Here is a 25,183-nt window from a genome sequence, read left to right as displayed (position 1 = left end):
TTTGTGGATAGATCGGCGCTACGACTTAAAAGCTGTAAGTCATTTTGCCGTAAACGAAGCGACCGCGGGGATCGTGCAGGCCGGATACATAGCCGTACAGATCCGAGTCGCCGTCGCCGATAGCGAAGGGCGGTTCCTCATCCAGCGCGTTGTCGGCGCCGAGACTGAGCATCATATTCTCGAAGCCGGTGTAGCGGGCCTGCAGGTTCAGTGTCACGAACGCATCCACGGTGCGCGAATCGTTACTGTCGTAGTCCAGGGTGCCGTCGAAGTCGATATCCGGCGTGTCCTCGAACTCGCCGATAAAGTTCAGCCCTACCGTGAACGCGAAGCTGTCCCGGGCCCAGTCGGCGGAGGCCGCCCAGCGGTGCTGCGGATACTCGTACTCGCCGGCCAGATCCCGGGTCAGGAAGTCGTCGCCGGCGGAATTCAGCTCCACCCGCTCAAACTCGGCCAGGTAGGAATAATCCAGACGCAGGCCCAGATCGCCGCCCGCGATCGCCATTCCGGAATAGACCAGGCTGAGGTCCACACCGGAAACCGTTTGCTCGCCGATATTGATAAAACCGCTGTTGATCGACTGCAGCGCGCCCAGGGATTCGCCGGGCAGCGGCGCGGAGCGGACACACACGGTGCTGTTCTGGTCATTACAGAACTGGGAGTACAGGTAGCCGAAGGGCACCTCGTCGATCTTGCCCTCCTGGGTGATGCTCCAGTAATCCAGCGACAACTGCATGCCGTCCATGGGCTTGATTACCGCCCCCAGGTTGAAGGATTCGGATTCCTCCGCGTCCAGATCCGGGTTGCCGGCGAACACGATGTTGTAATCGGTGCTGGCACAGTAGGCGCCGTTGACGGCACAGCCGTAGCTGTCGGCGAAGAAGATGGATTCCTGCGACGGCCCCAGGCCTATCTGCGCCAGCGACGGGGCGCGGAAACCGGTGCCCCAGGAGGCGCGCAGCGACACCATCTCGTTGGCGGTCCACAGCAGGTTCGCCATCGGGTTGGTGGTGGTGCCGAAGTCGCTGTAATCGTCGTAGCGGCCGGCCAGCGTCAGGTCCAGGTTGGCGGGCAGCGGGATCGCGACTTCCACGAAGGCCGAGGTGATATCGCGACTGGCGGACGCGGAAACCGACTCGGTGCCGAAGATCAGGCCGCGCTGGAACTGGTCATCGGGAATGTCCGACGCCTTTTCCTCGCGATGCTCGACACCCGCGGCCATGGCGATGGCGCCGTTGGCCGTATCGAACAGCTCACCGTTGATGGTGAAGTCCATGCCGCGCAGTTCAGACTTGCCCTGGCGCACCAGGCTGGTGGTGATGGCGTCGATCACCGACTGCGGGTTCTGCACGCCGCCGAAGGGGTTGTAGCGACCGGCATCGATCTCCCGCTGCAGCAGGTCGGTGCGCACCCAGCCCTGCGAGCGGTTGCCGGTCTGGGTGGATTCGCTGCGCGCGCGCTGCACCGACGCCTCCCAGTCCCAGTCGGCGACACTGCCGCGCAGGCCGAAGACACCGCGCAGGTTGTCGGTCTCGATGCTCCACTGACGGGCGCCGGCATCGACGGTGCGATAGCGGAAGATATCGAGGTCCGCAGTGCTGCTAAACGGGTTGTCGGGATGGCCCGCCGGCACGGTCAGGCCGGCGCCATCGTCCAGCGGCGTCGGCGCCCCCTGGGCGCTGGAGGTGTTGTGCTGCACCGCCACCTCGCTGAAGAACTCCACGCCGTCGCTCAGCTGTGTGTGGCCCAGCAACAGCATGCCGGTGCGCTCGGCCTCCGGCGTCAGCAGGGTCCAGGGGCCGTAGTCGTAGACGCATACCTCGCCGGTATCGCGCTCCGCCGGGCAACCCGGGTCGGAGACAATGGCGCCATCGACCCTGTAGCTGCCGGGAAAGCCGCGGGAGGAGCGGAAATCCATGCCGCCGCGGGAAGACTGGTCCGCGGTGTCCAGGCCCTTGCGCTCGACGCTGGCCAGCGTGGAGTTGCTGTGGTGATCGAAAATCAGCGTCAGGTTGGATTCGTCGCCGTTGACGCCCCAGACCGCAGAGACCGACTGCTCGTCATAACCGTCGGCGCCGCCGTAGTCGACCGCTACCTCCGTGCCTTCAAAATCCTTGCGCAGTACCAGATTGACCACGCCGGCCACTGCATCGGAACCGTAGATCGCCGAAGCGCCGTCCTTCAGCACTTCCACCCGCTCAACGGCGGCGAGGGGCACGGTGTTGATGTCGACAAAATTGGTGGTGATGCTCTCTGCGAAGGCGCTGATGGCGACGCGCTTGCCGTTGACCAGTACCAGGGTTGCGTCGGCGCCCATGCCGCGCAGGCTCACCGCGGCGGCGCCGTTGGCGGTGGAATCCTGATTGTTGCCGCGGGTGGAGAAGGTGCCGTTACCGGCCGCGGGGTTCTTCTCGAACATCTGCTGCAGGTTGGTATAGCCGGATCTCTCGATCGCCTCGCGGTCCATTACCTGGATCGGTGTGGCGGTCTCGAACTCGGCGTTGCGCTGAATGCGCGAACCGACAACGGCGACTTCCTCTATGGCTTCCTCTTCGGCAGCCAACAGTGATTGTGGTACGGCCGCTGTGGCCGCGGTGAGTATGGCGGTGGCCAATAGGTTACGACGAAAAAGTTGTTTTTCCATGATCGTTGCTCGTCCATTTATTGTCGTTATTGATGACCGACCGAAACCTGCTGGTCGTCTGGCAACAGTATCAACGGCCTAATGGCGAAACAATTGGCCGGCGACGGGATGAGCAATTATTGAGGGGATTGGTGAAGGACTTCGCAGTTACAGTGCAGAAGCAATCGCAATAAAAATTTAGCGGCGCCATAAATTCAAAAATATTTGATCAGCGGCCGCTAAAAATCAGCCCTCGCGAAGTTGGCACGCGAGAAAAACGACGCCTGCGGCCAGCACTATGGAGGGGCCGGCCGGCGTGTCCCACAGAACCGAAGCCAGCAACCCGAGCACCACCGCCGCGCAGCCGATCAGGGAGGCGAGCGCCGCCATGCGCTCGGGTGTGCTGGATAGCTTGCGCGCGGCCGCGGCGGGAATAATCAACAGCGCGGTGATCAGCAGCACGCCCACCACTTTCATCGCAATGGCGATCAACAGCGCCAGCATCAGCATCAGCGCCAGGCGCACGCGCTCCACCGGCACGCCTTCCACTGCGGCCAGCTCTTCGTGCAGGGTGAAAGCGAGCAGTTTTTCCCACAACCAGAATAGCAGCGCGGCGATCACGGCCGCCGCCATCAGCATCAGCACCAGGTCGCGGCCACTGACCGCGAGCAGATCGCCGAGCAGCAGTGACAGCAGGTCCACTTTAATCTTGAACAGGCTGACGGTGACGATACCCAGCGCCAGCATCGAGTGGGAAAGGATGCCCAACAGGGTGTCGACCGAGAGCTTCTGCCGGCGTTGCAGGTAGACCAGCAGCAGCGCCAGCGCACAGCAGGTGGCGCCGACCGCCAGGGTGGGCATCACCTGCAGCACAAAGCCGAGCGTGACGCCGAGCAGCGCCGAGTGGGCCAGGGTATCGCCGAAATAGGCCATGCGCCGCCACACGGCGAAGCAGCCCAGCGGACCGCTGACCAGGGCCACCAGCAGGCCGGCCGCGAGTGCATACCAGAGGAATTGGCTTTGTAGCAGTTCGGCGACTTGGACCACTTATTTGCGCTCTTTGCTGTCGGAGTGGGGGTGCGGGTGACCCGGCGCGTGATCGCAGCCGTGATCCGCGACTATGTCGCCGCTCAGGTTGTGCTCGTGATTGTGCTGGTGGGTGTAGGGCGCCACCTTGTCGCCGAAGAGCTCCAGGTAGGCCGGGTCGCGGCGGACCTGTTCCGGGTGGCCCTCGCAGCAGATGTGCTGGTTGATGCACAGCACCTTGTCCGTCGCGGCCATCACCAGGTGCAGGTCGTGGGAGACCAGCAGCACCCCGCAGCCGAGCTCGTCGCGCAGCGCCGCGATCAGCCGGTACACCTCGCCCTGGCCGCCGACATCCACGCCCTGGGTCGGCTCGTCCAGCACCAGCAGCTGCGGCTTGCGCGAGGCGGCGCGTGCCAGCAGTACCCGCTGCATTTCCCCGCCCGACAATTCCGCCAGGCTGGCCTGCGCCAGCTCCCTGGCGCCGACGCGCTGCAATACGGATTGCGCCAACTGAGTGCTCAGGTGCGGCTGCCCGAGCTGCAGGAAGCGCTGCACCGACATCGGCATCGACGGGTCTATCTGCAGGCGCTGCGGCATATAGCCGATGCGCAGGCCGGGCCGGCGCCACACCGCGCCGCTGCTGGCCCTGGTCAGACCGAGCAGCAGGCGCAGCAGGGTGGTCTTGCCGGCGCCATTGGGGCCGATCACGGTGACGATTTCTCCCCGCTGCAGTTCCAGCGTGATGTTATGCAGCAGCTGGCGGCCGGCGACTTCCAGCCCGAGATTTTCGGCGGTGATAAGCGGCTCACTGTGGCTCAGGGTGAAATCTCCGCGGCTGGCTTGGGGGGAATGGTGATTGGCAGGTGCAGGCCGGGTGTGATTATATCGCAGTTTTTGCCGCCCAATGTCCGCCATGTCTCCCGCCAAACGCCTGTTCCCGTTGCTGTGTCTTTTCCTGCTCGCCGCCTGTGGCCGGCCCGAACCGGAGGCAGGGGCCGAGCTGGTGGTGAGTGTCCGCCCGCTGGCGCTGATTGCGCGGGAAATTGTCGGCGACGAGGTGCCGCTGCGCCTGCTGGTGCAGGGCGGCGATCCGCACCACTACGCGCCTAATGTGTCGGATCGCGCAGCGCTGGAGCGGGCCCGGCTGGTCGTGTGGATGGGGCCGCAGCTGGAGGGCGTGCTGGCCAAACAGCTGGCGCTGGTGCCCGCCGAGCGCCAGCTGGCACTGCTGAGCAGTGACGGTTACGAGTTCCAGGGCGCCTCGGCAGCGGATCCACACCTGTGGTTGCGCCCGCGCAATGCGGCGCTCATCGCCGCGCAGATCGCGGAGCGCCTGGCCGAGCTGCAGCCGCAGCAGGCAGAGCAGTACCGCACCCGCGCGCGGGACTTCTCCCGCGCCATGGCCAACCTGCAGAAGGTGCTCGACCGGGCCCTGTGGGCCTACCGGGACGTGCCGATCGTCGTGATCCACGACGCCTACGGCCATTTCTTCGGCTCCGCCGGTGTGGTCACCCGGCCGCTGAGTGACAGCGGCAAGGGCGGTCACGGCGCCCGGGCGCTGCTGCAGCTGCAGGGCGTCGACGACGGCTGTCTGTTCGGGGAGGTGCCGGCAAACGATCGCGACCGGCAGACCGCGGACAATCTGGGCCTGCGCTATGCGGCGCTGGATCCGCTCGCGGACCTGCTGCCGGCAGATGCCGGTTACCGCGACCTGATCGAGCAGTTGCTGGCGCAGGCGCGCAGCTGCCTGGGCGAAATTGCGGACGCCACACCCGCCGCGGCGAGAGAGTAGCCACAGGGGCAGCGGCTGTCCCCGCTCAGGAGGGCTCCTGCTGGCGGCGCGCCTCCTCCTCCAGCCGCAGCCGCTCTTCTTCCTGCCGGCGCAGGTCGTCGGCGCGGCTGCGTGGCTATTGCCGCTGCAGCTCCTCCGCGCGCGCGGCCTCCGGTGATAGCTGGCGGCGCCGCTCCCGCTCGGCGGCCAGTGACTTTTCCTTGTCCGCGCGGAATCCCTCCAGCAGCTGCCGCTGCCGCTGTCCCAGCGATTGCACCTGCTCCTGCCGGTTCCGGCGCAGCAGTCTCTGCTTGAGCTCGCGCGCCCGCTGCACCTTCTCTCCCTCCACGTCGGTGTCATCCCGCTCGCCGATCACCTCGATATACTCCATCTCCCCGGGTCGGGTCGCCTCGGCGTCGTGGCGCTCGATAGAATCCCCAATCGCGATCGTCGATGCGGCGAAAGCGGTGGAAGTCAGCAGCAGGCGGAAAATATACGTACAGCTCATGGTCACAGCCCTCAAGAAAATCGCGCGCTGCCCGGAGGTCGCTCGCAACAGCAGCATTCGCTTATTGAAAGCCTAGAAGGCGTTCGCCCCTCTGCTCATCCGCTGCGGTGACTGCCCCCGCAGCAGCGTCGGGGCGAATACAAGAAATGGTCGGGACTGTGCGCTAGTAAATCGTTTGCACCGAGTCAAAGCGACGCTGCCGCTCAGCCATTTCGCAGTGCCGCGAACGCGCGAATTGCAAAGTGCAGCCGATGTTGACACGAGGGATTAGTGAGTCGACCGAGGAGTAAAGAATGCGGGAGAAAAGCCATATTGCCGGCGTCCGCGTGAATGCGGACACCGGTATCCCCGGCTGCAGCGGGCCGGTGGAACGGGCTTCTGTCAGTGCGAGAAATTCGCCGCTGCCTGTCAGGAATTATCTTTTAATTGCTGCAGTTTTTTTGCCCGCGCCGCATCGCGCTCGGCCTGCTGGCGCAACTTTTCCAGCTGGCGCATCTGCCGCTGCAGGACCGTTTCGGTGTGTCTGTCTTCGGCCAGTTGCGGCTTCTGCTTCTGCAAGCGCGTTTCCGGTGCTTTTACCTCTTCCAGCTGCCAGGCCGGCGCGGGCAGATCCTGCTGGTCCAGGGACACGGCTAAAACCGGCGCGGCAAAAATCACCGCAGAAAACAGGCCAGCGCAGAGAAATCCTTTCATCGTCGATTGCCTCGAATTTGTGATGTGTCAAACAAGCGGCCATCGCTGGCCGGGCGCCCATTAAACGGCGCGGCTGTTGCCGGCAGATAACCGCTTGCAGATGATTTAGTGAACAACAGATGTCGATACTGTGAAGCCTAGTTACGCCCCCGCGCTCCGCGTCGCTGCTGCGGTGACTGCCGCCGGCCGTGCGCCGAAGCGAGTGGATTTCTCCACCGCGACAGCCGCCCGCCGCGCGGTGGAGAACGGGCGCCCGCGACGAGAAGAAAAAGCCCGCGAAGCGCGTTATGCTATCGGCCAACGCACACCGGCCTGCCGCAATAAACAGCCCTACAAACGATCCGAAGATTTATGAGTAAACAGAACACCGACGCCGCCCCGCTGATTCTGGTGGACGGCTCCTCCTACCTGTACCGCGCCTTCCACGCCCTGCCGCCGCTGACCACCAGCACCGGCAGGCCCACCGGCGCGGTGCGCGGCGTGATCGCGATGCTGCGCCGCCACCTGAAGGAGCACCCGGACAGCACCGTCGCAGTGGTGTTCGACGCCAAGGGCAAGACCTTCCGCGACGAACTGTTCGCCGACTACAAGTCCCACCGCCCGCCGATGCCCGACGACCTGCGCGAGCAGATACAGCCGATCCACGACGTCATCGACGCCATGGGCCTGCCGCGCCTGGTGGTGGACGGCGTCGAGGCCGACGACGTGATCGGCACCCTGGCGCTGGAAGCCCAGAGGCAGGGCCGGGAAGTGATCATCTCCACCGGCGACAAGGACATGGCGCAGCTGGTGCGCCCGGGCATCACGCTGGTGAACACCATGTCCAACACCGAGATGGACAGTGACGGCGTGAAGGAGAAGTTCGGCATAGGCCCGGAGCTGATCATCGACTTCCTCGCCCTGATGGGCGACAAGGCCGACAACATCCCCGGCGTGCCCGGCGTCGGTGAGAAGACCGCGCTGGCGCTGCTGCAGAACCTGGGCGGCCTCGAGGACATCTACGCCAACCTGGACGCGATAGCGCCGCTGGGCTTCCGCGGATCCAAGACCCTGGGCAAGAAGATGGAGGAGCACCGCGCGGCGGCAGAAATGTCCTATCTGCTGGCCACCATCAAGACCGACGTGGCGATGCCGATCCACCCGCAGGACCTGCACAACGCCGCGCCGCACACGGACAGGCTGATCGAACTGTTCGGCGAGCTGGAATTTCGCGGCTGGCTGGAGGAGCTGTCCGGCGAGCCGGCCGAGGAGGCGCTGGCGGAAGCGGTGGAGCGCGACTATGTCATCGTCACGGAGATGGCGGATTTCGACGCCTGGCTGGACAAGCTGCAGGCCGCCGGCATCTTCGCCTTCGATACCGAGACCACCAGCCTCAATTACATGCAGGCGAGACTGGTCGGGCTGTCCTTCGCCGTCGAGCCCTACAAGGCCGCCTATGTGCCGCTGGCCCACGACTACATGGGCGCGCCGGCGCAGCTGCCGTTCGACGAGGTGTTGGCCAAGCTCAGGCCGCTGCTGGAGGACGAGCAGCAAAAGAAGGTCGGCCAGAACCTCAAGTACGACAGCCACATTCTCGCCAACTACGGCATCCAGCTGCGTGGTATCGAGCGCGACACTATGCTGGAGTCCTATGTGCTCGACAGCACCGCCAGCCGCCACGATATGGACAGCCTGGCGCTCAAGTACCTGGGCGAGCAGACGGTGCATTTCGAGGATATCGCCGGCAAGGGCGCCAAACAGCTGACCTTCAACCAGATTGAGCTGGACAAGGCCGGCCCCTACGCGGCCGAGGACGCCGACATCACCCTGCGCCTGCACCGCGAACTGTCCGGCCGCCTGGCGAAAGAACCCTCGCTGGAAAAGGTGCTGGACGAGATCGAAATGCCGCTGCTGCCGGTGCTCGCGCGCATGGAGCGCCACGGCGCCTATATCGATGCGAAGATGCTGGCGGCGCAGAGCGCCGAGCTGGAGCGGAAGATGCGCGAGGTCGAACAGCAGGCCTTCGCCGTCGCCGGCGAGGAGTTCAACCTCGGCTCCACCAAGCAGCTGGGCGCGATACTGTTCGACAAGCTGCAGATCCCCGTCATCAAGAAGACCCCCAAGGGGGCGCCTTCCACCGCCGAGCCGGTGCTGCAGGAGCTGGCGCTGTCCCACGAACTGCCGGCACTGATCATGCAGTACCGCGGCCTGGCCAAGCTGAAAAACACCTACACCGACAAGCTGCCGCTGATGATCGATCCCGCCACCGGCCGTGTGCACACCTCCTATCACCAGGCGGTGGCCGCCACCGGGCGCCTGTCGTCCAGCGATCCGAACCTGCAGAACATCCCGATCCGCAGCGAGGAGGGCCGCCGCATCCGCCAGGCCTTCGCCGCCGATCCGAAAATCAACGGCGGCAGCGTGATTATCGCCGCGGACTACTCGCAGATCGAGCTGCGCATCATGGCGCACCTGTCCGGCGACCAGGGTCTGGTAGAGGCCTTCGCCCAGGGCGCCGACATCCACCGCGCCACCGCCGCCGAGGTGTTCGAGGTGGCGCCGGAGGCCGTCAGCGACGAGCAGCGCCGCCGCGCCAAGGCGATCAATTTCGGCCTGATCTATGGCATGTCCGCGTTCGGCCTCGCCAAACAGCTGGGCATTCCGCGCGCCGATGCGCAGACCTATATCGACCGTTACTTCGAACGCTACCCGGGCGTGCTCGCCTATATGGACAGCACCCGTAAACACGCCGCGGACAAGGGTTATGTGGAAACCCTGTTCGGTCGTCGGCTGTATCTGCCGGAGATCAACTCGCGCAACGCCATGCAGCGCCAGGCCGCCGAGCGCACCGCGATCAACGCGCCGATGCAGGGCACCGCCGCCGATATCATCAAGCGCGCGATGATCGCGGTCGACGCCTGGCTGGCGAAACAGCAACTGGCCAGCAAGCTGATCATGCAGGTGCACGATGAACTGGTGCTGGAAGTGCCGGAAAAAGAAGTGGCACAGGTCAGCGCCGGCATCGTCGAGCTGATGCAGGGTGCCGCTGAGTTGCATGTGCCGCTGATCGTCGATCTGGGGCAGGGCGCCAACTGGGATGAGGCGCACTAGCAAAGTACTAGAGCCGCCGGTTTCCGCGAGAGCGCTGTCTGTGATCTGGAAAAGGAAACCGGCGACAAATTGTGTGCGCGGATCAAGAAATTTACATTTTTTTACCGGTTGCGCGGAACCGTTCCGGCGGCAGTTGTTCTAAACAGGCAAGATCGTTGGAATGCGTCATCATCCCCCAAGGAAGTCAGATGTTTGCCCCGGAGCTCCCCCAAGTCCGGGGCATTTTTTTTGGAACCTTGAAACAACGGCTGTGCCAGCCGCCCGCTCGCTACGTTTTTCAAAGATCGCAAAGCGACTGGCAGTAGCGCCGCGCCGCGGCGAGATATAGCCGCGTCTTGTTTTTCCATTTGTCCGGTTCCGCCACCTCGCCGTCCTGCAGATGCGCCGCCGCCAGGTGCGCGCGCAGCAGGGCGCGGTTGGCGCGGTAGAAGCGCGCCAGGGCCGGCGGCGGCCGGTCGTCGCCACAGCGGTAATAGCTCTCCAGCGCCGCCTCGCCGAGATCTCTCCTTCCCAGCAGTTCGCATTCGAGCGCCAGGTAGCTGAGTTCGTCCACCGGATCCACACAGCGCAGGGTCCGGTTGAACTCGAGGCAGTCGATCACCTGCGGCGGCTGGGTCAGGAAGCAGTGCTCCGGGCGCAGGTCGCCGTGCCCCTCGACGATCCTGCCCGTCGCCGCTCGCTGTTCCAACAGTGCGGCCTCGCGCCCGAGGAACGCCAGCAGCGCGCGGGCAATCGCATGCACTTCCCCGCCGTCGAGCGCCAGCTCCCGTTTCAACTGTGGCGCCAGCAGCCGGTCGCGCCAGTCCTCGCACTGCTGTCGCAGCCGCGCCAGGTAATGCGATCCGGTCAGCGGTATCACCTCGGCGTCGCGATAGAAATCGCACAGCCGCTGCAGCAGCGGCGCCAGGCTCTGCGGGGTGGCGCTGTCGATCAGTGCCGGCAGGCTGGCGTCCTCGCGCAGACGGCGCATCTTCACCAGCCACTCCACCGGCACGCCGCCTTGTTCGGGGGCCGCGCCGAGCGTCAGCCCGCCGCGGGCGTCCACCCGCAGCGCCACCAGATCCAGATAGACGCCGTCGGTCAGGCGCCGGTTCAGGCGCAGCTCCTCGCGGCAGACCGCATAGCGCTTGTCGAGGCTGCTGAAATCCAGGTAGCTGGAGCGCACCGGTTTCTTCATCTTGTAGGCGAAATGGTCGGTCAGAAACACCCGCGCCATATGGGTTTCCACCAGGCGCACCGATGCCGTGCCCTCCGCATAACTCGCCGGCGAGAGCAGGAAGTGGGTCTTGTCGTCCAGGCCCGGAGTTTTGACGGCTGGGTCGGTCATGACACGGTTTGTCGTGGTGCCTGTTTGCTAGTCTAGTTTTATTACCCAATCGCTGATTTCTGCGAGGGCCAGGTTGTGATGACGCCCTTCGAAAACCGCGTGGAGGCCGGTCGCCTGCTCGCGCAATCGCTCGACGACTACGCGGACCGCCAAGACGTGATCGTGCTCGCCTTGCCCCGCGGCGGCGTGCCGCTGGGGCTGGAGCTGGTGCGGGTGCTGAAGGCGCCGCTGGATCTGATGCTGGTGCGCAAGCTCGGGGTGCCGGGCCACGAGGAGCTGGCCATGGGCGCCATCGCCAGTGGCGTGCGGGTGCTGAACGACGATGTGGTGCGCGGCTGCGGCATCACCGACGAGGCGCTGGAAGAAGTGGCGCGCGCGGAGCAGGCCGAACTGGAGCGGCGCGCGAAACGCTATCGCGGCGACAAACCCTGGCCGAAGCTGCAGGACCGCTGCGTGATCCTGGTGGATGACGGCATCGCCACCGGCGCCACCATGGAGGTGGCGGTGCGCGCGGTGCGCGCGCAGAAACCCGCCTCGATAGTGCTGGCAGTGCCGGTGGCGCCACCGTCGTCCCTGCACCGCTTCGCGCCGCTGGTGGACAGGATCGAGTGCCTGATGACGCCGGAATCCTTCTGGGCCATCGGCGCCTGGTACCAGGATTTTTCCCAGCTCAACGACGACCAGGTGATCGCGATGATGCGCGAGGCGGAGGAGCTGGCGGGAGAAGGCCGATGAACCGCCGCGATGTTGTCGTAGACGCCGCCGGCGAACGGCTGGAGGGTTTCCTGACGCTGCCGCCGCAGACCCGCTCACTGGTGTTCTTCGCCCACGGCAGCGGCAGCAGCCGCTTCAGCCCGCGCAACAACATGGTCGCCGAACAGCTGAACGGCGCCGGCATCGGCACGCTGCTGTTCGATCTGCTCACCCTGGAGGAGAACCGGATCGACGAAATCACCCGCGAGTACCGCTTCGATATCGACCTGCTGGCGCGGCGCCTGGCCGCGGCGGTGGACTGGGCCGCCGGCGAGGCGGCGACCGCCAATCTAAACTTCGGCCTGTTCGGATCCAGCACCGGCGCCGCCGCGGCGCTGATCGCGGCGGCCGAGCGCCCGCTACAGGTCAAGGCGGTGGTGTCCCGCGGCGGCCGCCCGGACCTGGCCGGCGCGGACCTGCCGCTGGTACGGGCACCGACCCTGCTGATCGTCGGCGGCGACGACATCCAGGTGATTGAGCTGAATGAAGCGGCGGCGGCACAGATGGTCAACAGCCCGCAGCTGGAGATAGTCCCCGGCGCCACCCACCTGTTCGAGGAGCCGGGCACCCTGGAGCAGGTGGTGCACCTCGCGATCGACTGGTTCAAGCTGCACCTGTCATGAGCCGCCTGAAGCTGTTCAGCCTGGATGCCGGCGCCGACTTCGCCGGCCGCGTCGCCGCCGCCCTCGGCGAGCCACTGGCCGAACACGAGGAGCGGGATTTCGTCGACGGCGAACACAAGATCCGCCCGCTGGACGATGTCGAGGGCGCCGACGTCTACCTGGTGCAGTCCCTGTACAGCGACGAGCACAGCAGTGTCGACGACAAGCTGGTGCGGTTGCTGTTCTTCGTCGGGGCATTGAAAGATGCCGGCGCCGCCCGCGTCACCGCGGCCATCCCCTACCTCTGCTATGCGCGCAAGGATCGCCGCACCAAGCTGCACGATCCCCTGTCCAGCCGCTACCTGGCCAGCCTGCTCGAAGCCGTCGGCACCGACGCGGTCGTGACCCTGGATGTGCACAACCAGGCCGCATTCGAGAACGCCTTCCGCTGCCGCACCCTGCACCTGCCGGCACAGCCGCTGTTCGTGGATTTCGCCGCCGCGCGGTTGCAGGGCGACGACCGGCCATTGGTGGTGGCCTCGCCGGACGTCGGCGGCGTCAAACGCGCCGAGGCCTTCCGCGCGGCGCTGGGCGCAAGGCTGGAGCGGGATATCGGCCGCGCCTTCGTGGAGAAATACCGCAGCGGCGACCGGCTCAGCGGCGGCGCGCTAGTCGGCGAAGTGCGGGGCGCCAGCGTGCTGATCATCGACGACCTGATCGCCGGCGGCGGCACCATCGCCCGGGCCGCGGCGGCTATCGACAGCGGCGGCGCCGCGCGCATCATCGCGCTCGCCAGCCACGGCCAGTTCTGCGGCACGGCGCTGGCGGATCTCGCGCGCCTGCCGCTGGAGGCACTGGCGGTCACCAACTCACTGCCGCAAGCGCAGGGCGACGGCCGGCTCACGATCGTCGACTGCGCGCCGCTGCTGGCCGAGGCCATCCGCCGCCTGCACGACAGCGGCCCGGCGGCCCAGCTGAGCGTCTAGGGATTAATTGGCCCTTATGCAGCGCTTCGCGACAGAAATCTCCGAGTTTATCTGGGACACCAAGTACCGCCACCGGGACGCCGAGCGCATTTATGACGTCGCGGTGGAGGACAGCTGGCGTCGCCTGGCCAACGCGCTCGCCGCCGTGGAGCCGCGCCAGCACGAGCTGTGGGCGCAGCGCTTCTACCACAACCTGGCCGATTTCCGCTTTCTGCCCGGCGGACGCATTCTCGCCGGCGCTGGCACCGCCCACCGGGTCACGCTGTTCAACTGTTTCGTGATGGGTGCCATCGAGGATTCGATGGAGGCGATCTTCGAGCGCCTCAAGGAGGGCGCGCTGACCATGCAGCAGGGCGGCGGCATAGGCGTCGACTTCTCTACGCTGCGCCCGGCCGGCAGTCACGCGCAGCACACCGGCACCATCGCCTCGGGCCCCGTCTCCTTTATGCGTATCTGGGACGCCATGTGCGCGACCCTGCTGTCCACCGGCAGCCGCCGCGGCGCCATGATGGCGACGCTGCGCTGCGACCACCCGGATATAGAGCGCTTTGTCGATGCCAAGCGGGATCCGCGCGAGCTGCGCCACTTCAACCTGTCGGTGCTGGTCAGCGATGAATTTATGGCCGCGCTGGAAAGGGGCGAAGACTGGCCGCTGGTGTTCCCGGCGCAGCAGCTGGCGGGGCAGGGCGGCGAGCTGGTCGCGCGGCGCTGGAGTGGTGAGCGCGAAACCGTGCCATGCCGCGTGCTGCGGCGCATTCCGGCCCGGGAGCTGTGGCAGAAAATCATGCGCGCCACCTACGACTACGCCGAGCCGGGGGTGTTGTTCGTCGACCAGATCAACCGCCACAACAACCTCTACTACCGCGAGCAGATCAGTGCCACCAACCCCTGCGGCGAGATACCACTGCCGCCCTACGGCGCCTGCAACCTGGGCTCGGTCAATCTGCTCCAGTTCGTGTTGGAGCCCTTCAGCGACCGCGCGCGGCTGGACTGGGACGGCATCGGCGACAGTGCGGCGCTGGGGGTGCGCATGCTGGACAATGTGATCGACCTTTCGCGCTATCCGCTGCCGGCCCAGGAGCAGCAGGCCCGCGGCAGCCGCCGCGTCGGCCTCGGCATCACCGGCCTCGCCGACGCGCTGATTGCGCTGGGACTCCACTACGACAGCGATGACGCGCGGGGCCTGGCCGCGCGGGTCATGCGCAGCCTGCGCGACAGCGCCTACCGCACCTCGATAGCGCTGGCGGAGGAGAAGGGCGCCTTCCCCTTTTTCCGGCGCGATGAATACCTGGCCGGCGCGGATATCCGCGCACTGCCGGACGAGCTGCGCCGCCGCATCGGCGCGGGCGGCATCCGCAACAGCCACCTGGTCGCGATTGCGCCGACCGGCACCATCAGCCTGCTGGCCAACTGTGTCTCCAGCGGCGTGGAACCGGTGTTCGATTTTCGCCACCGGCGCCGGGTGCTGACCGCCGACGGCGGCTACCGCGAGTTCGAGATTGTCGATCCCGCCTACCGGCTGTGGTGTGACAGTGGCGGCAATTCCGCCGCCCTGCCGGCGCCGTTTGTCGCCGCGCGCAGCCTGGCGCCACAGGCCCACCTGCGCATGGAGGCGGCGCTGCAGCCCTATGTGGACAACGCCATTTCGAAGACGGTGAATGTTCCGCTGGACTACCCCTTCGATAAATTCGAATCACTCTACCGCGAGGCCTTCGAACTGGGGCTGAAGGGCTGCACCACCTTCCGCCCGAATCCGGTCACCGAGTCGGTGCTGACCAGTGGCGGCGAGCAGCCGGCCAGTCACTGCTGCGATATCGAGCGGGAAGGGGAGTAGCGTCGCGGCCGAAGATATTGCCGCGAGCGTCTTCCGTTAACGCTTCTTTACTCAAGTCCGCGGAACCACCGCTATCGGAGCCCCTCTAAACATACAAATCATTGTTGCTCCTCAGACCCCCGACACAATCAGCTTCCCCGGCCCCGATTCCCCCCAACATCGGGGCTTTTTTTTGTCGGCGGGCGGTCAATATCGGCTCCATTGCAATCCGCTTTTGCGGCGTTGCCGTATAAAAGTCCGATAATCGCGCCGTCTACGTTGCCCGCGGTCACAGATTGATTGGGGAAAGCGGCGCGACGAACCTAATGTTTAATTGGGTGAAAGTGAAAGGTTTTTGGGTGTGAACCCACAGGCGTACCTGTCCCCCTGGGTGCGTCTGGCAAGTGCCCCTCCCCAAGGGCACTGACCCCTGGCCGGCAGTCCCCATCTGCCGGCTTTTTTTATGTCCGATTCGATGTTCCTTCTGACCGCAGATGAACTCTGCCGCGCAATTCGACTCCATCGCATTGCAAATGATAATGGTTCGCATTAGCATATTTGGAGTTTGAAAAAGGAGTTCGTCGTGAATCTACGTTTTCTCTGTGCCAATCACCGCCAGTGGCTGATGTCCGACACCCTTCGCGCCGAACAGGCATGGCTGGATTGGTCGGAATGCGGTGCCAGTTTGTGTGAAGAAGCCAACTACGCAGAGGCTATCCCCTACCTCGGGTGTGCCTTCGAGCTGGCCAATTTCCTGCTCGACGCCCGCTGGCCCGGTTACTCGATCGCGTCGATGCGTTTCTGCGATAGCGCCCGCCAGTTGATGGACGCCTACCGTCGGCGCGGTGAGGAAAACCAGTGCAATTACATACTGGTGGGCGCCAGCTCGCGGCTGGCGCGGGAGCTGAACGACCGGCAGAACTACCAGATCACGGCCGATTGCATCCGCGCCCTCTATCTGGGCGATTTCGCGCCGGCTCCGCAGCTCAGGCTCGTGGGCCGGGCCGGCGGCACCAGCCTGCACTGATGTGGAAGTTGCAGCATGGACGCCGCTCGCTTCGCGCAATTTCTTGAAATCAGGATTCGCGAGGAGACACTGGTCCTGCTGCTGGCGCAGCGGCGCCTGCGCGCGGAGGATCTGCGCGGCCTGACACCGCGGGCGCGCCGGCAGCTGCGGCGCGCGCTGTTGCGGTCGCTGCTGTGCGACCCCGGCGGGCAGCAATCCCTGTAGATCCTCTGTTCAGAGCCGGGCTGCAGTTCGGTGGTCATACCGGCCGGCGCCGGAATGACAACAGTAGCTGTAGGAGCGGCGGGGCGGCCATCCGCCCATGGCCGCGATCGGTGTCCGGCTCGAACCGGACACAGCCGGTTATTCCCCCAGCGCCAGCCACTCGTTCAACTTGCGCTCCAGCTTGTCGAGGCCGGTCTTCTTGGTCGAGGAGAAGATCTGCACGCTCACGCCGGTATCCAGCCCCTGTTCCTTCAGTGCCTTCTCCACCGCGAAGCGGGTGTTGTTGGCGGGGCCGTTCTTCAGCTTATCGGCCTTGGTCAGCAGTATGTGGGCCGGCAGACCGGACTCTACCGCCCAGGTCAGCATATGCAGGTCGAATTCCTTCAGCGGCTGGCGGATATCCATCAGCAGCACCAGCCCGCGCAGGCACTTGCGCTGCTCCAGGTAGAAGGCCAGGTGGCGCTGCCACTCGTCCTTCATCGAACGCGCCACCTTGGCGTAGCCGTAGCCGGGCAGGTCCACCAGGCGCCGGTCGTCGGCGACGCCAAAGAAGTTGATCAGCTGGGTGCGGCCCGGCGTCTTGGAGGTGCGCGCCAGCTTGTTGTTGTCGGTGAGCGCATTGATCGCGCTGGACTTGCCGGCGTTGGAGCGGCCGGCAAAGGCCACCTCGGCACCGCTGTCTTCCGGGCACTCCGCCAGGGTCGGTGCGCTGGTGAGGAACTGCACCGCGCGGTAGTTGAGTTTTTCCGGATGGGATTCGGATTGTTTGTCTGACATGGTTAAGTCTGCCGATTCGGTACACTCGCTTGGCGCGCAAGTATATAATGCCGCGGTTTGTGCGTCGCAGGCCCCTTACATAGGAATTAAAAAAAGGGGGAGCGGCGCAAGATGCCATATTTCAGCGCGCAATGGGACGACGTATGAACAGCATTATAAAGAACACCGCTCTGGCTCTCGGTCTGACTCTGGGCCTGGGCGCGGCACCACTGGTGATGGCGGCGGGGGATGCCGCCGCAGGCAAGGCCAAGGCCGCCCAGTGCGCCGCCTGTCACGGTGCCGATGGCAACAGCCCGGCGCCCACCTTCCCGAACCTGGCGGGCCTGGGGGAAAAATACCTGGCCAAGCAGCTGATGGACATCAAGAGCGGCGCGCGCCAGGTGCCGCAGATGGTCGGCCAGCTGGACAATTTCAACGAACAGGACCTGCAGGACATCGCCGCCTTCTTCGCCTCCCAGCCGATGCAGTTGTCCGGTTCCGAGGCCATTTCGGTGATGCTGAACAGCGGTGAGAGCGTCGACGGCCTGATGCTGGGCCGCGACCTGTTCCGCGCCGGCAATGCGGCAACCGGCGTGCCCGCGTGCATGGGCTGCCACTCGCCGACCGGCCAGGGCAACGCCCCGGCGGGTTATCCGCGCCTCTCCGGCCAGCACGCGCAGTATGTGGAGACCCAGCTGAAGGCGTTCCGCGCCGGCACCCGCGCCAACGACGGCGACACCCGCGCGATGCGCAGCGTGGCCAAGCAGCTGTCGGATGCCGAGATCAAGGCGCTGGCGAACTATGTCGCGGGCCTGACGGACTGATCGCGACCGTTCATTCGCAAAAAAGGCCGATCCCAGATCGGCCTTTTTTGCATTCGGGCGGCGTCCGGCGGCTCGGAACGGCTGCGGCAAGCGTTGGCGGCGCTTTCGGCCCCGCCGTATTGCTGTACCCAATGTGGTTCCCAAAGCGAGCCGATCCGCGCATTTCTGCCAAATTGTGCATTTTTTGCCCGGGTTCCTTGCGCGCGCGGCCGGGAACTTAAATAATCAGCGCTGTCTATTGAGTACCCATGGCCTTTGCGGGCCACAAGAATAAAGCTGGAGAAGATTTATGAGAGCCGCTCTCGCCCCCGTTTCCAAGGTATTTGCCATGGTATTGGCAATGCTGTTCAGCCTGGCCGCCTGCGCCCAGGACAACGGTGAATTCAAGGCCGGTCAGCACTACCAGGTACTGCCGCAGGCGGTGCCGCAGAAGGACGGCAGCAAGATCGAGGTCACCGAGCTGTTCTGGTACGGCTGTGGCCACTGCTACCACTTCGAGCCGTCCCTGGACAAGTGGAAGAAAGACATGCCGGCGGATGTGGCGCTGGTGAAGATCCCCGCCATCTGGCAGCCGGTGATGGAGGTGCACGCGCGCATGTTCTACGTCGCTGACGCCCTGGGCGTACTGGACAAGATGCACACGCCGATCTTCAACGCCATTAACAACCAGCGCAAAATGTTCGCCACGCGTGACGGTCGGGACTGGAATCCGGATCTGACGGCGATCGAGGCCCTGTTCAACCAGCACGGCACTGACGGAGCCAAGGCGGCCAAGCTGATGAATTCCTTCTCCATCAACAGCAAGGTCAAGCAGGGCATGGCCAATCAGCGCGCCTATCAGCTGTCCGGCACTCCGGAAGTGGTCGTCGCCGGCAAGTACCGCATCAGCACCTCGCTGCCGGGCTTTAAGGGCAAGAGCAACGGCCAGGAAATGATGCTGCAGGTCGCCGACTACCTGATCGCCAAGGAGAGAGCGGAACGGGGATAAGGAACGCGCCGAGCGCGGTTGATAAGTCCCCGCTTACCGAAAACCCCGCCCAGAGCGGGGTTTTTATTTTCTGGGGGCTCTTCTGGCGACTCAGAGTCGCCGCATTGTGGCAGCCTGCCCTGGAGGCGATCGAAGACCCGGATCGCCTGCAGGGCAGGCTCCCCCAGAGCCACTGCCGGCACTCGAGCAGTGGCGGGGCCTGCAGCCGCGCCTGAACGCGGCTGCTAATCTTGTGCCGAACCCAGAAAAAGAATTTCCGATGCGACACAACTGGTCAGTTCTCTGTCTCTGCCTGCTGTGGCTGTCCGCGGCAGCGGCGGCCCAGGAGGTCCTGGAGCGGGAGCCGCTCGCGGCCGAGGCCAGCAATCTGCTGTCCTATATCGCCGTGGATTACGGCGATTCGGTGAAAAACGGCGAAATTCAGGACAACACCCTCTATCAGCAGCAGCGCCGCTACCTGGCGCGGGCACTGCAGCTGGTGCGCCAGCTGCCGGACAAGCCCGGGCGCGCCGCGCTGGAAAACAGTGTGCTGGAGCTGGATGTCGCCATCGCCGAAAAGCGCGACGGCGAGCTGGTGCGCCGCCGCGCCAATGCCGCCGCCGACCGGCTCGCCGCGCTCTACCAGCTGCAGCGCTCGCCGGCGGAAATGCTGCCCTCGGCCGGCTTCGCTGAGTCCCTGTACGATGAGCGCTGCGCCAACTGTCACGGCGCCGGCGGCGGGGGGCGCGGCAGTGCTCCCGGCCTGCGCGACCCGCAACGCATGGCCAGTTTCAGCCTCTACGACCTCTATAACATCCTCGACCCGACTGTGGATTCGGTACACGGCCCGCGCATCGACGGCGACCTCAGCAGCCGCCAGCGCTGGGCACTGGCGGTGACCGTGGCCAATTTCGCCGTGGCCGGCGCACCGCCGCCGGCGCCGGAACTGGCCAGGCGCTATCCGGCGCTGATCGGGCTGCCGGGCATGGCCACTGCGCGACCGGTGGAACTGCCCGCCGAAGCGGCGCAGGCGCTGATGTGGTGGCGCGGCCACCCGGAGCGGGTGCGCGCGCTGGAGCACCCGCTTGCCCGCGCCGATGGGCTGCTGCAGCTGGCGGAAACCGCCTACCGGGCCGGCGACAACGCCGGCGCCTATCACAAACTGATGCTCGGCTATCGCCAGGGATACGCGCCGCTGCGCGAGCAGCTCGCCGAGCGCGATGCGCCGCTGGCGACCCAGTTGGCGGAGCACTGGCAGGCGCTGCGCACCGCCATTCTCGGCGGCGCGCCCAACGCGGAGGTGATCGCCGCCTTCCAGCGCCTGCGGGCCGCGCTCACCCAGGCCCGCGCGCGCCTGGAACCCCCGGCGCGCAACGAGCGCTACACCCTCTGGGCGGCACTGCTGTTCGCGGCTGCGGTGGCACTGGGACTGCTGCTCTGGTTCGGCTTGCGGCGCCGAAAATTGTCTAGACTATAGGAAAGATTTTCGCGCCAACTGGACGATCCGGAAGTAAGGAGGTCGCCGTGGCACTGCGCTGTACATTATTTGCCGCCCTGTACTGGGTCGCCGCGCTGGCGGCGGCCGCCGACCTGGATGCCTTCCCGCACACGGTGGACGGCAAGCTGCGCCAGGTGATCCAGTTGCCGAAGGCGGTGGATGAGAGCCGCTTTATGGTGGAACTCGTCCCCGGCAAGACCGAACTCGTCGACTGCAACCTGCGAAGCTATACGGCGCCGCTCAAGCGCGCAACGCTGGATGGCTGGGGCTACCCCTACTTCGTGCTGTCCGAACTGACCCCCGGTCCCACCACCCTCAAGGCCTGTCCGCCGGGATCCGAGCGCCGGCGCTTCGTGCGCGTGCGCGGCGACGATCTGCTGCTGCCCTATAACAGCCGCCTGCCGCTGGTGGTCTATGTCCCGGACGGTGTGCAACTGAAATACCGCGTCTGGCGTGCCGACAAGAACCTTTCCGATGCCCGCAGCGAATGACACAGCTGTGCGCAATTTGGCGCGCGAATAAATATTTTTGAGGCTTCTGCTGCCATTGTGGGATTTGGCGTCTAGCCTTTATTGGCAAGGGACGTGAAAAATAGCGCCTAAGCGATTTTTCATGCCGGGTGCGGCGACGATGTCTGCGCGCTCCGGACAGGAAAATCGGCGGCGACTACCGCCGCCAGTCGCAGTAACCCAGACCCGAAGTCTCCACTTCCGGTCAGCAACGGCAGAGTAGCGCATGAAGTTTTTGCGTCACCCCTCGTCCTCCCGCGTATTGGTTTCTCTTCTCCAGGCCTATGCCCTGATCCTGCTGCTGTTCCTGCTGCTGCCGCTGGTCGCGGCGGCGGAATCCGCCCAGCGCCAGTGGGCCGGTAACTGGCTGGTCGTCAGCGAAGGCGACGATCAACTGGTGTGGCAACTGCACGCCGACGGCACGGGATTTGCGTATGGATTCCACGCCGGTGGTCGCCTGTCCCACGGCTTCGCCATCAACTGGAAACTCGAAGGCGATCGGGTCAGTGTGCGCACCGGCGCCTCGCTGCGTTGCAACAGTGGTGTGGTGGCGGTGGCCTTTACCGGTTGGAGTCCGGTCACCTTAAAATTTTCGATAGTGGACGGTCGTCACTGGTTGCAGGATGGCGGCGGCGTGTTGAGTTTTCAGCGCCGCCTGAGCAGCTGGAGCACGCCGCGGGCCGGCAGCGCCTGTCCGGATCTGGCGAGTTGAAGCAGGTCCATCAAATTTGCTGCGGCAACAAAGTGCCAGGCGAGTTTCGACATCAGAGGGAGATCAATTTCAGGGAAGAGTAAAGCGAAACTGGAGAAAAGCTGTGATACAGCGACGCTTTATTCTCACACTGACATTCTTGTGTATAGGCTTTGCAGCCTGGGCCGTCGCCTCCGAACAGGAGGACGAGACGGTCGGCTGGGAGGCGGAATCCCGATTTGAAGCGGACCAGTGGGTGGGGTCCTGGCTGATTTCCCGCGATGGCGAAGCGCGCCATGTCTGGAGCCTGAAGGGCGACGGCAGCGGCCGTTCCTATGCATTCCTCGAACAGAATGGCGAGATGCGCTTTGTCTACGGCTACGACATTCACTGGTATTTCGACCCGTTTACGCAGATGGCGAATATCAAGACCGAGCGCCGCATTGTCTGTCGCGGCGGCAAGGTCTATCCCTATTTCCTCACCCTCAAATCCTACGAGAGTGACTATGCGGTGCGGGGGAAATTCGCCTGGCAGACCACCTGGACCGAGGCCAGCATCGGCGAGAACCGTCTGCACAAATCCCTGGTAGTATTCGTGGCCCCGCTGTCCGCCTGGCACGACCCGGAAAAAGGCGCACCCTGTCCGGATTTTCCGAGCCTGAGTCTGGAAAAGGATATCGACCTGGCTCTGGATCGCTGGGAGCGCGAAGCCCAGCCGAGTATCGACGTGGACACCGCGCCGGCAGAGGGTGAGCCGGAGTTCGAAGGTGAGGAGTTTATCGAGTTTTCCGACGGCAGTGCCGGCCGCAGCGCGCGCAAAACAAAAAACAAATGAGCAATGGTGGTGTGCTAACACGCTATGAAAAAAACGGAAGTATGCTTGGAAAAACTGCTGCGGAATCTGGATCCACACATGCAGGACGAGGTGTACGTTTTCTGCCGGATAGAGGACTCCCAGCTCAGCGACCTGCTCGGCGACTGCCTGTGTATTTTTCGCGAATGCGAAGGGCTGAGCGCGATACTGCCACTGTCGCTGGCCGAGCGCTGCGGCCTAGAGACGAGCGGCGGCTTCCGCCAGATCACCCTGCAGGTATTTTCCAGTCTGGATGCCGTCGGCCTCACCGCCGCGATCGTGACGGAACTCGCCAGCGCCGGCATCAGCGCCAATGTGGTCGCGGCGCTGAACCACGACCACGTCTTTGTGCCACAGGATCAAGCTCAGCAGGCTCTGCAGCTTTTGCGAGGGATCTGCAACCGGGCACAATACAGTTGAAGCATTACTGGGCAGCGCGGTACCGCCATGCGGATCGAATACCCCCCGCCTCAACCCCACGGTGAAATCCGCCGGCTGCTGCCCGATTTCTTTTACGTGCCCGGAACTGCCAGGATGGCCCCCGCCATCACCGTCAATCGCAATATGAGCATAGTGCGCGCCGGCGATGATCTGATCCTGGTCAACCCGGTGCGCCTGCGGCCGCAGCAGGAGGAAAAACTGCAGGACCTGGGCCGCGTGCGCCACGCGGTGCGGCTGGGCTACTACCACGGTTGCGACGATCTCTATTACCGCGACCACTTCAACCTCACCTTCTGGCGACAGGCCAATTCCGACTTTTATCCGCCGCCCGCGGACCAGCTGCTGCTGGAGGGGGGCGAATGCCCCGTACCCGGCGGCCGCTTTGTCGAGTTCTCGCGCAGCGCCGTTCCAGAGGCGGTGTTGTGGGTGCCCTACAATGGGGGATTGCTGCTGAGTTGCGATGCGCTGCAATACTGGCAGACCTGGCACGGCTGCAACTGGTTTGGCAGGAACCTGCTGCGCTTCGCCGGTTTCCGCCGCGGCATGCAGGTGGCGCCGACCTGGCGTGCGCGCGCGACACCGCCCGATTGCGACCCGCTGCACTGGCTGGAGGACGACTTCCAGCGCCTGCTGCAGCTGCGGTTCCTGCACTTCATGGGCGCCCACGGCGACTTCTGCCCGGACAACGCCTACGAAAAAATCGCCGCGGCCGTCACCAGGGTCTATCCGGACATCGACCGCGCCGCCTGACACCTTCGGGCTACTTCGGCAGGACCGGTTGTCTGGTATCTTTGCCCGACAAAAAATAACCGAGACTCGGAGCCCACCGGTGCAAGAACTCCGCCTGCCGATCAAACTCGTCATTATCGCCGCCTGGATTCTGCTGGCGCATCTGCTCGCCGCTGCGCTGGTCGGGGAGGGGCCCGAGCGGCTCGGACTGTTCATCCTGGTGGCCGCCGCCGGGCTCTGGATGAGTGAAATCATTCCGCTGCCGGTGACCGCGCTGCTGGTGCCCGCCGCGGCCTATTTCAGCAATCTGATGCCGGCGGCAGACGCGCTGGCACCTTTTTCCAGCACGATCATTTTCCTGTTCATGGGCGGCTTCACCCTCGCCGCGGTGTTGCACAACCACGGCATAGACCGGTTGCTGGCGGCGCGGGTGCTGAAGTTCGGGCGCGGGCGCCTTTGGCCGACCCTGATCGGCTTTCTGGCCACGGTTTCCTTTCTGTCCATGTGGATGAGCAACACCGCGACCACCGCCATGATGCTGCCGATAGCCCTGTCGCTGGTGGACGACGCGCACCCGCGCACCCGCGCCTTCATCGTGCTCGGCACCGCCTATGCGGCCAACATCGGCGGTCTCGCCACCGTGGTCGGCAGCCCGCCCAATGCCATCGCCGCGCGCACCCTGGATCTGGATTTCATGTCCTGGCTGCAGGTCGGCCTGCCGGTGACCCTGACCCTGTTTCCGCTGGTGCTGGCCGTCCTGTGGCTGGTGCTGCGGCCGGGCGGGGAAGGGGCGGAAATCAAGCGGGTCGAGGTGCAGACACAAAGCTGGACGGCGGGCGCGGTGGGGGCGGTCGCGCTGTTTGTGACCGCGGTACTCTGCTGGAGCTTCTCCTCCCTGATCGCGCGCCACCTGGACCTGGGCAGGAATTTCGATGCGGTGGTGGGCCTCGCCATCACCGCCGCGGCGCCGCTGTTCGGCCTGATCTCCTGGCCGGATCTGCAGCGGCAGATCAACTGGGGCATACTGCTGCTGTTCGGCGGCGGCCTCTGCCTGTCGGCGATACTGCAGCAGACCGGCACCTCGCTGTGGCTGGCGCAGTCGCTGCTGGGCGGCCTGGCGCAGGCGCCCGGCTGGCTGCTGATCATGGCCTGCATCGCGCTGATGATTTTCCTCACCGAGCTGGCGTCCAATACCGGCAGCGCCGCGATCCTGGTGCCGGTGATCTACGCCCTGGCGCAGGAGTTCAATCCGGCCATCGCCTATCCGCTGGTGTTCGGCGTCGGTATCGCCGCCACCTGTGCATTCATGTTACCGGTGGCCACGCCCCCCAATGCGCTGGCCTACGGCACCGGCCTGATCCGCCAGGGGCAGATGCTGCGGGCCGGGCTGATACTCAATCTGGCCGCCATTCCGCTGCTGTGGATCATGGTAAGCTTGCTGGCCTAGAAGCGGCCGCAAGGCCGCTTCCCCTGCAATATCCCGAAAAAAAAG

Annotated in this window: 24 protein-coding genes; 17 read left to right on the top strand and 7 right to left on the bottom strand. The window is 65.0% G+C overall.

Annotation, left to right across the window (positions count from 1 at the left end; all coding sequences use genetic code 11):
- Nucleotides 1-25: 25 nt before the first annotated feature.
- From RRF64_RS11720 to RRF64_RS11710, 3 genes are all read right to left on the bottom strand, one after another.
- The gene (locus RRF64_RS11720; RefSeq protein ID WP_323846069.1) at nucleotides 26-2,644 is read right to left on the bottom strand and encodes a TonB-dependent receptor; all 2,619 of its coding nucleotides are present in this window, start codon (nucleotides 2,642-2,644) and stop codon (nucleotides 26-28) included.
- A gap of 225 nt (nucleotides 2,645-2,869) precedes the next feature.
- A complete protein-coding gene (locus RRF64_RS11715; RefSeq protein ID WP_323846068.1) occupies nucleotides 2,870-3,670 on the bottom strand; it encodes an iron chelate uptake ABC transporter family permease subunit in 801 nt (266 codons plus the stop codon).
- Nucleotides 3,671-4,564 (bottom strand): ATP-binding cassette domain-containing protein, encoded by an 894-nt coding sequence (locus RRF64_RS11710; protein WP_323846067.1) that lies wholly within the window; start codon nucleotides 4,562-4,564, stop codon nucleotides 3,671-3,673.
- On the opposite strand from RRF64_RS11710, the gene RRF64_RS11705 reads away from it, so the two are divergent.
- Complete coding sequence (locus RRF64_RS11705; protein WP_323846066.1) at nucleotides 4,563-5,441, top strand: metal ABC transporter solute-binding protein, Zn/Mn family; 879 nt, start codon at nucleotides 4,563-4,565, stop codon at nucleotides 5,439-5,441. The genes RRF64_RS11710 and RRF64_RS11705 overlap by 2 nt on opposite strands.
- Before the next feature lie 115 nt (nucleotides 5,442-5,556).
- Here RRF64_RS11705 and RRF64_RS11700 read toward each other — a convergent pair whose 3' ends face one another.
- Nucleotides 5,557-5,928 carry a hypothetical protein gene (locus RRF64_RS11700; RefSeq protein WP_323846065.1) on the bottom strand — a complete coding sequence of 124 codons (372 nt, stop codon included), beginning with the start codon at nucleotides 5,926-5,928 and terminating at the stop codon, nucleotides 5,557-5,559.
- Between the two features lie 408 nt (nucleotides 5,929-6,336).
- Nucleotides 6,337-6,621: a hypothetical protein gene (locus RRF64_RS11695; RefSeq protein WP_323846064.1), complete on the bottom strand. Its 285-nt coding sequence runs from the start codon at nucleotides 6,619-6,621 to the stop codon at nucleotides 6,337-6,339.
- Nucleotides 6,622-6,972: 351 nt separating this feature from the next.
- Here RRF64_RS11695 and polA point away from each other — a divergent pair, with 351 nt between their 5' ends.
- On the top strand, nucleotides 6,973-9,711 hold the full coding sequence (gene polA, locus RRF64_RS11690; protein ID WP_323846063.1) for a DNA polymerase I: 2,739 nt from the start codon (nucleotides 6,973-6,975) through the stop codon (nucleotides 9,709-9,711).
- Between the two features lie 277 nt (nucleotides 9,712-9,988).
- Here polA and RRF64_RS11685 read toward each other — a convergent pair whose 3' ends face one another.
- Nucleotides 9,989-11,038, bottom strand: coding sequence for a hypothetical protein (locus tag RRF64_RS11685; protein ID WP_323846062.1), 1,050 nt, complete (start codon nucleotides 11,036-11,038; stop codon nucleotides 9,989-9,991).
- Between the two features lie 78 nt (nucleotides 11,039-11,116).
- On the opposite strand from RRF64_RS11685, the gene RRF64_RS11680 reads away from it, so the two are divergent.
- The 6 genes from RRF64_RS11680 (at nucleotide 11,117) to RRF64_RS11655 (ending at nucleotide 16,423) form a co-directional block, all read left to right on the top strand.
- The gene (locus tag RRF64_RS11680; protein ID WP_323846061.1) at nucleotides 11,117-11,773 is read left to right on the top strand and encodes a phosphoribosyltransferase; all 657 of its coding nucleotides are present in this window, start codon (nucleotides 11,117-11,119) and stop codon (nucleotides 11,771-11,773) included.
- A complete protein-coding gene (locus RRF64_RS11675; RefSeq protein ID WP_323846060.1) occupies nucleotides 11,770-12,414 on the top strand; it encodes a dienelactone hydrolase family protein in 645 nt (214 codons plus the stop codon). Before RRF64_RS11680 ends, RRF64_RS11675 begins: the two co-directional genes overlap by 4 nt.
- Nucleotides 12,411-13,379, top strand: coding sequence for a ribose-phosphate diphosphokinase (locus RRF64_RS11670; RefSeq protein ID WP_323846059.1), 969 nt, complete (start codon nucleotides 12,411-12,413; stop codon nucleotides 13,377-13,379). The genes RRF64_RS11675 and RRF64_RS11670 overlap by 4 nt, the downstream gene beginning before the upstream one ends.
- A gap of 16 nt (nucleotides 13,380-13,395) precedes the next feature.
- On the top strand, nucleotides 13,396-15,213 hold the full coding sequence (locus tag RRF64_RS11665; RefSeq protein ID WP_323846695.1) for an adenosylcobalamin-dependent ribonucleoside-diphosphate reductase: 1,818 nt from the start codon (nucleotides 13,396-13,398) through the stop codon (nucleotides 15,211-15,213).
- Between the two features lie 562 nt (nucleotides 15,214-15,775).
- Entirely contained in the window at nucleotides 15,776-16,219 is a 444-nt protein-coding gene (locus tag RRF64_RS11660; RefSeq protein ID WP_323846058.1) for a hypothetical protein, read from the top strand.
- Nucleotides 16,220-16,234: 15 nt separating this feature from the next.
- Nucleotides 16,235-16,423 (top strand): hypothetical protein, encoded by a 189-nt coding sequence (locus RRF64_RS11655; RefSeq protein ID WP_323846057.1) that lies wholly within the window; start codon nucleotides 16,235-16,237, stop codon nucleotides 16,421-16,423.
- 138 nt (nucleotides 16,424-16,561) lie between these two features.
- On the opposite strand, the gene yihA is transcribed toward RRF64_RS11655, so the two are convergent.
- Nucleotides 16,562-17,200: a ribosome biogenesis GTP-binding protein YihA/YsxC gene (gene yihA, locus RRF64_RS11650; RefSeq protein ID WP_323846056.1), complete on the bottom strand. Its 639-nt coding sequence runs from the start codon at nucleotides 17,198-17,200 to the stop codon at nucleotides 16,562-16,564.
- A 143-nt stretch (nucleotides 17,201-17,343) separates the two neighbouring features.
- On the opposite strand from yihA, the gene RRF64_RS11645 reads away from it, so the two are divergent.
- From RRF64_RS11645 to RRF64_RS11605, 9 genes are all read left to right on the top strand, one after another.
- Entirely contained in the window at nucleotides 17,344-18,003 is a 660-nt protein-coding gene (locus RRF64_RS11645; protein WP_323846055.1) for a c-type cytochrome, read from the top strand.
- Between the two features lie 289 nt (nucleotides 18,004-18,292).
- On the top strand, nucleotides 18,293-18,991 hold the full coding sequence (locus tag RRF64_RS11640; RefSeq protein ID WP_323846054.1) for a thiol:disulfide interchange protein DsbA/DsbL: 699 nt from the start codon (nucleotides 18,293-18,295) through the stop codon (nucleotides 18,989-18,991).
- A 259-nt stretch (nucleotides 18,992-19,250) separates the two neighbouring features.
- Nucleotides 19,251-20,447, top strand: coding sequence for a hypothetical protein (locus tag RRF64_RS11635; RefSeq protein WP_323846053.1), 1,197 nt, complete (start codon nucleotides 19,251-19,253; stop codon nucleotides 20,445-20,447).
- A gap of 47 nt (nucleotides 20,448-20,494) precedes the next feature.
- The gene (locus RRF64_RS11630) at nucleotides 20,495-20,959 is read left to right on the top strand and encodes an ecotin family protein (RefSeq protein WP_323846052.1); all 465 of its coding nucleotides are present in this window, start codon (nucleotides 20,495-20,497) and stop codon (nucleotides 20,957-20,959) included.
- Between the two features lie 244 nt (nucleotides 20,960-21,203).
- Nucleotides 21,204-21,689 (top strand): hypothetical protein, encoded by a 486-nt coding sequence (locus RRF64_RS11625; protein WP_323846051.1) that lies wholly within the window; start codon nucleotides 21,204-21,206, stop codon nucleotides 21,687-21,689.
- Between the two features lie 103 nt (nucleotides 21,690-21,792).
- Nucleotides 21,793-22,503 carry a hypothetical protein gene (locus RRF64_RS11620; protein WP_323846050.1) on the top strand — a complete coding sequence of 237 codons (711 nt, stop codon included), beginning with the start codon at nucleotides 21,793-21,795 and terminating at the stop codon, nucleotides 22,501-22,503.
- 45 nt (nucleotides 22,504-22,548) lie between these two features.
- The gene (locus RRF64_RS11615) at nucleotides 22,549-22,941 is read left to right on the top strand and encodes an ACT domain-containing protein (RefSeq protein WP_323846049.1); all 393 of its coding nucleotides are present in this window, start codon (nucleotides 22,549-22,551) and stop codon (nucleotides 22,939-22,941) included.
- Nucleotides 22,942-22,968: 27 nt separating this feature from the next.
- A complete protein-coding gene (locus RRF64_RS11610; protein ID WP_323846048.1) occupies nucleotides 22,969-23,712 on the top strand; it encodes a hypothetical protein in 744 nt (247 codons plus the stop codon).
- A gap of 79 nt (nucleotides 23,713-23,791) precedes the next feature.
- The gene (locus tag RRF64_RS11605; RefSeq protein ID WP_323846047.1) at nucleotides 23,792-25,138 is read left to right on the top strand and encodes an SLC13 family permease; all 1,347 of its coding nucleotides are present in this window, start codon (nucleotides 23,792-23,794) and stop codon (nucleotides 25,136-25,138) included.
- Nucleotides 25,139-25,183: the final 45 nt, after the last annotated feature.

The organism is Microbulbifer magnicolonia, assembly GCF_035117725.1.
GTDB classification, from domain to species: domain Bacteria; phylum Pseudomonadota; class Gammaproteobacteria; order Pseudomonadales; family Cellvibrionaceae; genus Microbulbifer; species Microbulbifer magnicolonia.
The sequence above is the reverse complement of the archived record's forward strand: the minus strand, read 5'-3'. Positions and strand labels throughout refer to the sequence as shown.

What these genes read in the sequence shown, in the direction of transcription:
- RRF64_RS11700 (WP_323846065.1), bottom strand. Translation starts at nt 5,928, where the DNA reads ATGAGCTGTACGTATATTTTCCGCCTGCTGCTGACTTCCACCGCTTTC.
- RRF64_RS11655 (WP_323846057.1), top strand. Translation starts at nt 16,235, where the DNA reads ATGGACGCCGCTCGCTTCGCGCAATTTCTTGAAATCAGGATTCGCGAG.
- RRF64_RS11675 (WP_323846060.1), top strand. Translation starts at nt 11,770, where the DNA reads ATGAACCGCCGCGATGTTGTCGTAGACGCCGCCGGCGAACGGCTGGAG.
- RRF64_RS11640 (WP_323846054.1), top strand. Translation starts at nt 18,293, where the DNA reads ATGAGAGCCGCTCTCGCCCCCGTTTCCAAGGTATTTGCCATGGTATTG.
- RRF64_RS11710 (WP_323846067.1), bottom strand. Translation starts at nt 4,564, where the DNA reads ATGGCGGACATTGGGCGGCAAAAACTGCGATATAATCACACCCGGCCT.
- RRF64_RS11610 (WP_323846048.1), top strand. Translation starts at nt 22,969, where the DNA reads ATGCGGATCGAATACCCCCCGCCTCAACCCCACGGTGAAATCCGCCGG.
- RRF64_RS11685 (WP_323846062.1), bottom strand. Translation starts at nt 11,038, where the DNA reads ATGACCGACCCAGCCGTCAAAACTCCGGGCCTGGACGACAAGACCCAC.
- RRF64_RS11645 (WP_323846055.1), top strand. Translation starts at nt 17,344, where the DNA reads ATGAACAGCATTATAAAGAACACCGCTCTGGCTCTCGGTCTGACTCTG.
- RRF64_RS11625 (WP_323846051.1), top strand. Translation starts at nt 21,204, where the DNA reads ATGAAGTTTTTGCGTCACCCCTCGTCCTCCCGCGTATTGGTTTCTCTT.
- yihA (WP_323846056.1), bottom strand. Translation starts at nt 17,200, where the DNA reads ATGTCAGACAAACAATCCGAATCCCATCCGGAAAAACTCAACTACCGC.
- RRF64_RS11705 (WP_323846066.1), top strand. Translation starts at nt 4,563, where the DNA reads ATGTCTCCCGCCAAACGCCTGTTCCCGTTGCTGTGTCTTTTCCTGCTC.
- RRF64_RS11695 (WP_323846064.1), bottom strand. Translation starts at nt 6,621, where the DNA reads ATGAAAGGATTTCTCTGCGCTGGCCTGTTTTCTGCGGTGATTTTTGCC.
- RRF64_RS11720 (WP_323846069.1), bottom strand. Translation starts at nt 2,644, where the DNA reads ATGGAAAAACAACTTTTTCGTCGTAACCTATTGGCCACCGCCATACTC.
- RRF64_RS11670 (WP_323846059.1), top strand. Translation starts at nt 12,411, where the DNA reads ATGAGCCGCCTGAAGCTGTTCAGCCTGGATGCCGGCGCCGACTTCGCC.
- polA (WP_323846063.1), top strand. Translation starts at nt 6,973, where the DNA reads ATGAGTAAACAGAACACCGACGCCGCCCCGCTGATTCTGGTGGACGGC.
- RRF64_RS11635 (WP_323846053.1), top strand. Translation starts at nt 19,251, where the DNA reads ATGCGACACAACTGGTCAGTTCTCTGTCTCTGCCTGCTGTGGCTGTCC.
- RRF64_RS11665 (WP_323846695.1), top strand. Translation starts at nt 13,396, where the DNA reads ATGCAGCGCTTCGCGACAGAAATCTCCGAGTTTATCTGGGACACCAAG.
- RRF64_RS11680 (WP_323846061.1), top strand. Translation starts at nt 11,117, where the DNA reads ATGACGCCCTTCGAAAACCGCGTGGAGGCCGGTCGCCTGCTCGCGCAA.